Origin of the sequence: Cupriavidus sp. SK-4, assembly GCF_000611125.1 — a bacterium.
GTDB classification, from domain to species: Bacteria; Pseudomonadota; Gammaproteobacteria; order Burkholderiales; family Burkholderiaceae; genus Cupriavidus; species Cupriavidus necator.
In genome coordinates, this window is record NZ_JFJW01000107.1 from 74,771 (window position 1) to 84,658 (window position 9,888).

Annotated in this window: 8 protein-coding genes and 1 pseudogene; all 9 read right to left on the minus strand. The window is 68.9% G+C overall.

Going from position 1 to position 9,888, the window contains the following annotated elements; all coding sequences use genetic code 11:
- Positions 1 to 40: 40 nt before the first annotated feature.
- The gene (hutG, locus tag CF68_RS23855) at positions 41 to 853 is read right to left on the minus strand and encodes an N-formylglutamate deformylase (protein WP_035823583.1); all 813 of its coding nucleotides are present in this window, start codon (positions 851 to 853) and stop codon (positions 41 to 43) included.
- 33 nt (positions 854 to 886) lie between these two features.
- A complete protein-coding gene (locus CF68_RS23860) occupies positions 887 to 2,293 on the minus strand; it encodes a formimidoylglutamate deiminase (protein WP_035823584.1) in 1,407 nt (468 codons plus the stop codon).
- The gene (gene hutI / locus CF68_RS23865) at positions 2,290 to 3,552 is read right to left on the minus strand and encodes an imidazolonepropionase (RefSeq protein WP_035823586.1); all 1,263 of its coding nucleotides are present in this window, start codon (positions 3,550 to 3,552) and stop codon (positions 2,290 to 2,292) included. Before hutI ends, CF68_RS23860 begins: the two co-directional genes overlap by 4 nt.
- Positions 3,549 to 4,151 carry a HutD family protein gene (locus CF68_RS23870; RefSeq protein WP_035823588.1) on the minus strand — a complete coding sequence of 201 codons (603 nt, stop codon included), beginning with the start codon at positions 4,149 to 4,151 and terminating at the stop codon, positions 3,549 to 3,551. Before CF68_RS23870 ends, hutI begins: the two co-directional genes overlap by 4 nt.
- Positions 4,148 to 5,848 carry a urocanate hydratase gene (gene hutU / locus CF68_RS23875; protein WP_051591650.1) on the minus strand — a complete coding sequence of 567 codons (1,701 nt, stop codon included), beginning with the start codon at positions 5,846 to 5,848 and terminating at the stop codon, positions 4,148 to 4,150. Before hutU ends, CF68_RS23870 begins: the two co-directional genes overlap by 4 nt.
- A 51-nt stretch (positions 5,849 to 5,899) precedes the next feature.
- Entirely contained in the window at positions 5,900 to 7,477 is a 1,578-nt protein-coding gene (hutH, locus tag CF68_RS23880) for a histidine ammonia-lyase (RefSeq protein WP_035823590.1), read from the minus strand.
- 63 nt (positions 7,478 to 7,540) lie between these two features.
- Positions 7,541 to 8,302: a histidine utilization repressor gene (gene hutC / locus CF68_RS23885; RefSeq protein ID WP_035823592.1), complete on the minus strand. Its 762-nt coding sequence runs from the start codon at positions 8,300 to 8,302 to the stop codon at positions 7,541 to 7,543.
- Positions 8,303 to 8,318: 16 nt separating this feature from the next.
- Positions 8,319 to 9,111 (minus strand): annotated as a pseudogene (locus tag CF68_RS23890) (ABC transporter ATP-binding protein).
- Positions 9,108 to 9,888: ABC transporter permease (locus CF68_RS23895; RefSeq protein WP_035823594.1), on the minus strand; the 781-nt coding region annotated here is incomplete at its 5' end. The gene CF68_RS23895 and the pseudogene CF68_RS23890, both read right to left, overlap by 4 nt.

Here is a 9,888-nt window from a genome sequence, read left to right on the forward strand (position 1 = left end):
TGGTAGCGCCGCACGGCAGCCGTCGTGCCGCGCCAGCGCTTTAGCGCGTCTCGACGAACTCCAGCACCGTCGCCAGCATCCCACGCAAAGCCGGCTGCAATGCCGCCGCACGCGCCTCGTCGTAGGCGAACGGATACGTCTCGCTCATGTAGGCGACCTGCGACAGCTCGAGCTGCACCGCATGCACGCCATCTTGCGGCTTGCCGTATTGACGCGTGATATAGCCGCCCTTGAAGCGCCCGTTGAGCACCGCGCTATGGCCGGCCACCGCGCCAGCCTGCTCGAGCAACTGATCCGCAAGCGACGCGTCGCAGCTCTCGCCGTTGGCCGTGCCGAGGTTGAAGTCAGGCAGCCTGCCTTCGAAGAAGCGCGGCAGCACCGAGCGGATCGAATGCGCATCCCACAGCGCGACGGTGCCGTGCTCCGCCTTCAGGCGGGCCAGTTCCACGGCCAGCGCCTGGTGGTACGGGCGCCAGATCGCATCGCGGCGCGCGGCGATTTCCGCATCGTCGGGGCCGTTGCCGTCGGCGTACAGCGGCGTCTTGTCGAAGGTGTCGACCGGGCACAGGCCCGTGGTGTCCTGGCCGGGATACAGGTTGGCGTTGTCGGGCGGGCGGTTCAGGTCGACCACGTAGCGCGAATGCGTGGCCACCAGCACCGACGCGCCCAGCTCGCGGGCGAAGCTGTAGAGGCGTTCCAGGTGCCAGTCGGTGTCGGGCACGGTGCGCGCTTCGGCCGTCAGGCGCTGCGAGACCGAAGCCGGCAGGTGCGTGCCGACGTGCGGCATCGATACCAGCAACGGGCGCGTGCCGCGGTGCAGGGTGAAGGCGGGGGTATCGGTGGAGAAGGACATTGTCTTTGCGATGCAGTGGGCGTGCGCCCGGTTTCAGTCGGCCAGCAGGCTGGCGCGCGCCGCGATGAACAGGCGCCCCGCATCCGCCTGCAGCGGATGCGCGCCATGCTGCACGCGGCTGCGTCCGGCGGTGCGGACATCCGCTAGTGTCTCATGACCGTGGCAGGCAAACACATGGGTGGCCAGCGCCTGCGGCCCGTCGAGGCCCGCCAGCGTCGGATGCGCGCCATCCAATACCACGAAATCGGCCTGCTGGCCTGGCACAAGCCCCGCCACGGCACGGCCGCTGGCACGCGTGCCACCGGCCACGGCTTCGAGGTACAGCCGGTCAGCCACCTGTGCATGCGTGTCGGAAGCCAGCACGTTGCGCCGCTGCAGGCCGAGCCGCTGGCCGTATTCGAACAAGCGCAGCTCCTCGGCCACGCTGACGCTGGCATGGCTGTCGGAGCCGACGCCCCATGCGCCCTGCTGCGCCAGGTAGGGTGCGGCCTCGAACACGCCGTCGCCCAGGTTGGCCTCGGTGGTCGGGCAGATGCCGGCCACCGCGCCGCTGTGCGCCAGGCGCCGGCGCTCGTCCCAGTCCATATGGGTGGCGTGCACCAGGCACCAGCGCGCGTCGACCTGTACATGGTCGAACAGCCAGGTCACCGGGCGCGTGCCCGACCACGCGATGCAATCGTCGACCTCTTTCTGCTGCTCGGCGATATGGATATGGATGGGCGCCTGCGGGTCGATCGCCTGCAGTCCAGCCAGTGCGTGCGCGAGGCTTTCCTCCGGCACCGCGCGCAGCGAGTGCGGTGCCAGCCCCAGCCGCGCGCCGGACTGCGCGCACGCGGGGGCCAGCCGTTCCAGCAGCCGCAGCATCGCGTCGGTGTCGTGCAGGAAACGGCGCTGCTCGGCCAGCGGCGGCTTGCCGCCAAAGCCGGCGGTCTGGTACAGCACCGGCAGCAGCGTCATGCCGATGCCGGTGCGCTGGGCCGCGCGCAGCAGGCGCAGCGACATCTCGGCGGCATCGGCATAGGGCGTGCCGCCGGCATCGTGATGGACGTAGTGGAACTCGCACACGCTGGTGTAGCCCGCACGCAGCATCTCGATATAAAGCTGGGTGGCGATGGCCTCCAGCGTGTCGGGTGAGAGCCGCTGCGCGAAGCGGTACATCAGCGTGCGCCAGCTCCAGAATGAATCGGCTCCGGCCGCATCGTCGCCCTGCGGGCGGCTGCGGAATTCCGTCAGGCCGGCAAAGCCGCGCTGGAACGCATGCGAGTGCAGGTTGGGCATGCCGGGCAGCACCGGGCCGGCCGCATGCGGCACGCCTGCGGCCGGCTGTACGCCGGTCTGCACGGTGGTGAAGCGGCCCTGCTCATCCCAGGCCAGCAGCACATCGCGCGCCCAGCCGGTTGGCAGCAGCGCAAAGGGAGCGAAGAGTTGCGAGCCACTCATGCCGAGGCTCCTTCGTGCGCATGCACACGCCCTTGCCGCACCACCGTCGCCACCGGATTGCGGCCGAACCAGTAGGCCAGCTCGGCGGGCGAATCGATGCGCCACAGCGCGAAGTCGGCCACGCGCCCGGCTTCCAGCCGGCCGTGGCGATCCGGTGCGCCCAGCGCACGCGCGGCGTGCACGGTCACGCCGGCAAGCGCTTCCGGCACGGTCAGGTGGAACAGCGTGCAGGCCATATTCATCATCAGCAGCAGCGAAGTGACCGGCGACGTACCCGGATTGTGATCGGTCGAGATTGCCATCGGCACGCCGTACTCGCGCAGCAGCGCGATCGGCGGCAGGTTGGTGTCGCGCAGGAAATAGTAGGCGCCGGGCAGCAGCACCGCCACCGTGCCGGCCTCTGCCATCGCCGCGACGCCGGCCTCGTCGAGATGCTCGAGGTGATCGGCGGACAAGGCGCGGTGGCGAGCGGCGAGCGCGGCGCCGCCGAGGTTGCTCAGTTGCTCGGCATGCAGCTTGACGCGCACGCCATGGCGTGCCGCCGCCTCGAACACGCGCTCGGTCTGTGCGATCGAAAAGCCGATCGATTCGCAGAAGGCATCGACGGCGTCGACCAGTCCTTCCCCGGCCAGTGCCGGCAGCATGGTGTTGCAGACCAGGTCGATGTAGTCGTCGGCACGGCCCGCGTATTCCGGCGGCAACGCGTGCGCGCCCAGGAAGGTCGTGTAGACCGAAATCCCGAAGTGCTCGCCAAGCCGGCGCGCCACGCGCAGCTGCTTGCGCTCGGCTTCAAGGTTCAGCCCGTAGCCCGACTTGATCTCGATGGCGGTGACGCCCTCGGCCAGCAGCGGCTGCAGGCGCGCGGCGGCCTGGGCAAACAGCGTGTCTTCATCCGCGGCACGCGTGGCGCGCACGGTGGAGACGATGCCGCCGCCGGCGCGCGCTATCTCTTCGTAGCCGGCGCCGGCCAGCCGCATCGCGAACTCGTCGGCGCGCTGGCCGCCGTAGACCAGGTGCGTATGGCAGTCGACCAGCCCGGGCGTGATCCATGCCCCGTGGGCATCATGGTGCGCCGCGCCGCGATGGGCATCCGGCAGATCCGCGGCGGCGCCCAGCCAGGCGATACGCCCATGCTCCACCACCAGCGCGGCGTCGCGGATCGCATGTGCCGGATCGGCATCGGGCAGCAGGTGGCAGTTGTGCCAGACGCCGTCCGCGCTGGGCGCGGACAAGGTTGAGGATCGAGAGGTCAGCGTCATTGACTGGGCTCCGTCTCAAGGGTGACGCACAGGCACAGGGCCGCGTCACCCACAGGTTCAAACGATGGCGTGGATGGGGGTTCCGCAGCGCCGTACAGCGCTCCTTCGCCCGCTTGCAGCAGCAGGCCGGCATCCTGCGCCTGCCATGCGCCGCTGACGGCCAGCAGGCAGACGGCATGGCCGCCGGTGCCAGGCGCAAACCCCTGCCGGAACACCTCGACGCGCGCGCGGCAGTGGCCGCGCCGCGTCATCACGTTGAAGTCGCGCGTGACGCCGTCGATCAGCGTCGCCTGCAGGCTGGTATCGCCGGAGAAGGCGAACGGCTCACCGATATGTTCAAGGCGGTGGCTGAAGCTGGCGTCGTCGGCACGCAGCGTGACGCCGGCGCCCTCCAGCAGCACGATCTGGCGATCGATGCCGGGAAACGCCGAGAATGGCCCGTCCTGCCCGATATCGGCCACGCTCAGTCGCCACACGAAGTCATCCATGCCGGCGCCGGCCGGCCACACCGCGATCTCACGCGTGTTGCCGCCGCCGTTCTTCCAGCGCGTGGGCGCGATCTCGGCCAGCGCGAACCGTTGAAATAGCGTCAGGCTCATGCGCCCTTCACCATCGGCAGGTTCAGGCCCTTCTCGTGCGCGCATTCGATGGCGATGTCATAGCCCGCGTCCGCATGGCGCATCACGCCGGTGGCCGGGTCGTTCCACAGCACGCGCTCGATGCGCCTGGCCGCGGCATCGGTGCCGTCGCACACGATCACCACGCCCGAATGCTGCGAGAAGCCCATGCCGACGCCGCCGCCATGGTGCAGGCTGACCCAGGTGGCGCCGCCCGCGGTGTTCAGCAGCGCGTTGAGCAGCGGCCAGTCCGACACCGCATCCGAGCCGTCACGCATGGCCTCGGTCTCGCGGTTGGGCGAGGCCACCGAGCCGCAGTCCAGGTGATCGCGGCCGATCACCACCGGCGCCTTCAGCTCGCCCGACTTGACCATCTCGTTGAAGGCCAGGCCGGCGCGGTGGCGTTCGTCCAGACCCACCCAGCAGATGCGCGCGGGCAGGCCCTGGAAGGCGATACGGTCGTGCGCCATGTCGAGCCAGCGGTGCAGGTGCTTGTCCTCGGGGAACAGCTCCTTCATCTTGGCATCGGTCTTGTAGATGTCTTCCGGATCGCCCGACAGCGCGACCCAGCGGAACGGGCCCTTGCCGCGGCAGAACAGCGGCCGGATATAGGCCGGCACGAAGCCCGGGAAATCGAAGGCGTTCTTCACACCCTCGTCGAACGCGACCTGGCGGATATTGTTGCCATAGTCGACCGTCGGCACGCCCATCGTCTGGAAGTCGAGCATGGCCTGCACGTGCTTCACGATGGACGGACGCGCGGCGGCTTCCACCGACTTGGGATCCTGCGTGCGTGCCGCTTCCCATTGAGCGACGGTCCAACCGGCCGGCAGGTAGCCGTTGACCAGGTCGTGCGCCGAGGTCTGGTCGGTGACGATGTCCGGGCGCATGCCGCCGGCCTGCGCGCGCTTGACCAGTTCCGGCAGGATCTCGGCGGCGTTGCCGAGCAGGCCGACCGAGATCGCCTGCTTGTTCTGCGTGGCCTCGGCGATCATGGCCAGCGCCTCGTCGAGCGTGGTGGCCTTCTTGTCGACATAGCGCGTGCGCAGGCGGAAATCGATGCGCGACTCCTGGCACTCGATCGCCAGCACGCAGGCGCCGGCCAGCACGCCCGCCAGCGGCTGCGCGCCGCCCATGCCGCCCAGGCCCGCGGTCAGGATCCACTTGCCCGACAGGTCGCCGTTGTAGTGCTGGCGGCCGGCCTCGACAAAGGTCTCGTAGGTGCCCTGCACGATGCCTTGCGTGCCGATGTAGATCCACGAGCCCGCCGTCATCTGGCCGTACATCATCAGGCCGGCGCGGTCCAGCTCGTTGAACTTGTCCCAGTTGGCCCAGTGCGGCACCAGGTTGGAGTTGGCGATCAGCACGCGCGGCGCATCGACATGGGTGCGGAACACGCCCACCGGCTTGCCCGACTGCACCAGCAGCGACTCGTCCTCACCCAGGCGGCGCAGGCTGTCCAGGATGGCGTCGAAGCACTCCCAGTTGCGCGCCGCCTTGCCAATACCGCCGTAGACCACCAGGTCCTGCGGGCGTTCGGCCACGTCCGGGTCGAGGTTGTTCTGGATCATGCGGTAGGCGGCTTCGATCAGCCAGTTATTGCAGTGCAGCTGGCTGCCGCGCGGGGCGCGGATTTCGCGCTGGCCGCGCTGGATGAATTGGTTTTCGTTGGCGTTCATGTCTTGTTCTCCTGCTGCGGGTCTGGTCTGGCAGTGTCGGTGCGGGGAGCGTTACGACAGGTTGGTCGGCAGGATTGCGCGCACGGCGTCGGGCCAGCCGGCGCCGGCATCGCCCTGCACCACCCATTGTTTCATCGCCTCGATATCCGGCGCCAGGTAGCGATCCTCTTCGACAAAGGCCACGCGCGCACGGATGCGGGCCAGCTCCTGCTCCACCAGCGGCGACGACTTCAGCGGGCGGTGGAACTCGATGCCCTGCGCCGCGGCCATGGCCTCGATGCCGACCACCACCGCGGTGTTGGCGGCCATCTCGCCCAGGCGACGCGCGCCGTAGGTGGCCATCGACACATGGTCTTCCTGGTTGGCCGAGGTCGGCAGGCTGTCGACGCTGGACGGATGCGCCAGCGCCTTGTTCTCGGAGGCCAGCGCGGCCGCGGTCACTTGCGCGATCATGAAGCCCGAGTTCAGGCCGCCGTCGCGCACCAGGAACGGCGGCAGGCCCGACAGCCCGGTATCGAGCAGCAGCGCCAGGCGGCGCTCGGAAATCGCGCCGATCTCGGCAATCGCCAGCGCGATGATGTCGGCGGCAAAGGCCACCGGCTCGGCGTGGAAGTTGCCGCCCGAGACCACGTCGCCCTGCGCGGAGAACACCAGCGGGTTGTCCGAGGCGGCATTGGACTCGATCTGCAGGATGCGCGCGGCATGCTGCAGGTTGTCCAGGCACGCGCCCATCACCTGCGGCTGGCAGCGGATCGAGTACGGGTCCTGCACGCGGCCGCAGGCCTTGTGCGAATCGACGATCTCGCTGCCGTCCAGCATCGCGCGCACGGCGCCGGCCACGGCGATCTGGCCGACCTGGCCGCGCGCCTCGTGGATGCGGGCGTCGAACGGCTTGACCGAGCCCTTGATCGCTTCCAGCGACAGCGCGCCCGCCACCAGCCCGGCGGCAAAGGCGTCTTCGGCGGCGAACAGGCCGGCCAGCGCCAGCGCGGTCGACACCTGGGTGCCGTTGAGCAGCGCCAGGCCTTCCTTGGGGCCCAGCTCGAAGGCCTGCAGGCCGGCGTGCGCCAGGCCTTCGGCGGCGGGCACGCGCTTGCCGTCGACCAGCACGTCGCCCACGCCGATCAGCGTGCACGACATATGCGCCAGCGGCGCCAGGTCGCCCGAGGCGCCCACTGACCCCTTGGCCGGGATGCACGGCGTCACGCCGTGGTTGGCCAGCGCCAGCAGCGCCTCGATCAGTTCCGGGCGCACGCCCGAATGGCCGCGCGCCAGGCTCACGGCCTTGATCGCCAGGATCAGGCGCACGGTGTCTTCGGCCAGGTCCGCGCCGGTGCCGACGCTGTGCGACAGCACCAGGTTGCGCTGCAGCTGGGCCAGCTTGTCGTGCGGGATGCGGCTTTGCGCCAGCTTGCCGAAGCCGGTGTTGATGCCGTAGACCACGGCGTCGGCGTCGATGATGTCCTGCACCGTGGCCTGCGCGGCACGCACGCCGGCCCAGGCCGATTCGGCCATGGCCAGGCGCACCTCGCCGCGGTAGATGCGGCGCAGGTCGGCCAGGGTGACTTGGCCCGGCTGCAGGGTCAGCAGCGGGCGGGAGGCTTGGTCGTCGTGTTGGCTGGCGCTCATTTGTATGTTCCTGTCTATACAGCTTAGAGTAAAAGTTGAACCGTGCGGCCGGATCCTGTGGATTCAGCCGAAAGCGGGGTTGCCGTCGGCGCGGAAGCGGCTGCCGAGGCGGTAGCGGTTGCCCGGATGCAGGCAGCGCACGAAAGTCACCGGCACGCCGTTGGTCCAGGTGCGGCGCGTCAGCATCAGGCAAGGTTGCGTGGCCGGCATTTCCAGCTGCGCGGCCTGCTCCGGCGTGGCGGCAATGGCATCGACCACGTGCTCTACCTGATCGTAGGGCACATGGCGCAGCAGGTATTCGCCAGGCTGGGTCTCGCTGAAATCCTGGCTGATGAAGTCCGGCGCCACGCGCGCGTTGACGTAGCGGTCCTCCAACTGCACCGGCACGCCGTCCTCGCGATGCACGCACACCGAGTGGTACACCGACTCGCCGGTGCGCAGCTCCAGCGCGGCGGCCACCTCGATCGATGCCGAGACGCGCTCCACCAGGATCACGTCGCAGGCATAGTCATGCCCGCGCATGCGGATCTCGTCCTGCAGGTTGACCACGGACAGCAGCGTCGACTGCGGCTTGTGCTCCGCCACGAAGGTGCCCACGCCGGCCACCCGCACCACCCGGCCCTGCTCCTGCAGCTCGCGCAGCGCCCGGTTGACGGTCATGCGCGAGACGCCGAAGCGGTTCACCAGTTCCTGCTCCGACGGCACCCGGTCGCCCGGCTGCCACGCGCCGCTCTGGATCTGGCGGGCGATGTACTCCTTCACCTGCTGGTAGAGCGCGGTGGGAGAGGCAGAAGCGGAAGATGCGGTGCCGGCGGCGTGGTTCATGGCGTTGGTTGGATGCCTAGTGCTCGGCCGAGGCCATGGCCTCGGCGCGGATCTCCTCGGTCAGCCGCGCCCTGAGCGCGGNCCTTGAGCGCGGAGAACTCCGGAGTGGTCTTGACGGTGTAATGGCGCGGATGCGGGAAATCCACCGCGATCTCGCTCTTGATCCGACCCGGCCTGGCAGAAAACACCGCCACCCGGTTGGCCATGAAAATGGCCTCGTCGATATCATGGGTCACGAATAATACCGTCTTGCGCGACGCCTCCCATATTCCCAGCAGCAACTCCTGCATCAGCACGCGGGTCTGGTTGTCGAGCGCGCCGAAGGGTTCGTCGAGCAGCAGGATCTTGGGATCGTTGGCCAGCGCGCGCGCAATCGCGGTGCGCTGCTGCATGCCGCCCGACAGCTGCTTGGGAAAATGGTGCTCGAAGCCGCGCAGCCCCACGCGCTGGATAAAGAAGTCGCTGCGCTCCTTTTGCTCGGCGGCGCTCATGCCGCGCTCACGCAAGCCGAAGCGCACGTTCTGCTCGATCGTCAGCCACGGGAACAGCGTGTACGACTGGAACACCATGCCGCGGTCCGCACCGGGGGCGGACACCGGCTGGCCGTCCAGCAGCACGCGGCCGCTGGTGGGCGTATCCAGCCCCGCGACGATGCGCAGCAGCGTGGACTTGCCGCAGCCCGAGGGCCCGAGGATGGTGACGAAGTCATTGTCGCGGACCTCGAAGTCGACCGGCTGCAGCGCCAGGGTCTGGCCGCCGCGCGGGTTGGAGAAGGTGCGCGAGACCTGCTGGATGGACAGTGCGCTCATTGGATCGAACTCCACGGGAACAGGCGCTGGTTGGCGCGCTTGAAGACAAGGTCCGAGACCAGGCCGATGCAGCCGATCACGATGATGCCGAAGATGATCTGCCCGGTATTGAGCAGCGCCTGGCTGTCGGTGATCATGTGGCCGATGCCCGACGACGAGCCGATCAGCTCGGCCACGATCACGTAGGTCCAGGCCCAGCCCAGCACCAGCCGCAGGATCTCCGCGATCTCCGGCGCGGCGCCGGGGATCAGCACGCGCCGCACGATGCCGGCGCTGTTGGAGCCCAGCGTGTAGGCGGCCTCGACCAGGTCCTTGCGCGCGCCGCCGACGGCCACCGCCACCATCAGAACGATCTGGAAGAAGGAACCGATGAAGATCACCAGCAGCTTCTGGGTCTCGCCGATGCCGGCCCACAGGATCAGCAGCGGGATGAAGGCCGACGCTGGCAGGTAGCGGCAGAACGACACGAAGGGCTCGAAGAACGCCTCGGCCGCCTTGTACGAGCCCATGAAGATGCCCAGCGGCACCGCCAGCACCGCGGCCATCACGAAGCCGCCGACCACGCGCCATACGGTCATGCCGATGTCGCCGATGAAGTTGTGCTCGGTGAACAGGATATAGCCCTCTTTGGCCATCGTCATCGGATCGGCCAGGAACGTGCGCGGCACGAAGCCGCCCAGCGTCACCGCGGCCCAGATGCCGAAGAACAGCACGAAGAAGGACAGGCCCAGCATCCAGCGCGTGTTGGGCGCCACCGGCACCAGCGGGGCCAGCCAC

Bases quoted from the DNA above. Each gene is read 5' to 3' on its own strand.
- hutG (WP_035823583.1), bottom strand. From the start codon at position 853: ATGTCCTTCTCCACCGATACCCCCGCCTTCACCCTGCACCGCGGCACG.
- CF68_RS23860 (WP_035823584.1), bottom strand. From the start codon at position 2,293: ATGAGTGGCTCGCAACTCTTCGCTCCCTTTGCGCTGCTGCCAACCGGC.
- hutI (WP_035823586.1), bottom strand. From the start codon at position 3,552: ATGACGCTGACCTCTCGATCCTCAACCTTGTCCGCGCCCAGCGCGGAC.
- CF68_RS23870 (WP_035823588.1), bottom strand. From the start codon at position 4,151: ATGAGCCTGACGCTATTTCAACGGTTCGCGCTGGCCGAGATCGCGCCC.
- hutU (WP_051591650.1), bottom strand. From the start codon at position 5,848: ATGAACGCCAACGAAAACCAATTCATCCAGCGCGGCCAGCGCGAAATC.
- hutH (WP_035823590.1), bottom strand. From the start codon at position 7,477: ATGAGCGCCAGCCAACACGACGACCAAGCCTCCCGCCCGCTGCTGACC.
- hutC (WP_035823592.1), bottom strand. From the start codon at position 8,302: ATGAACCACGCCGCCGGCACCGCATCTTCCGCTTCTGCCTCTCCCACC.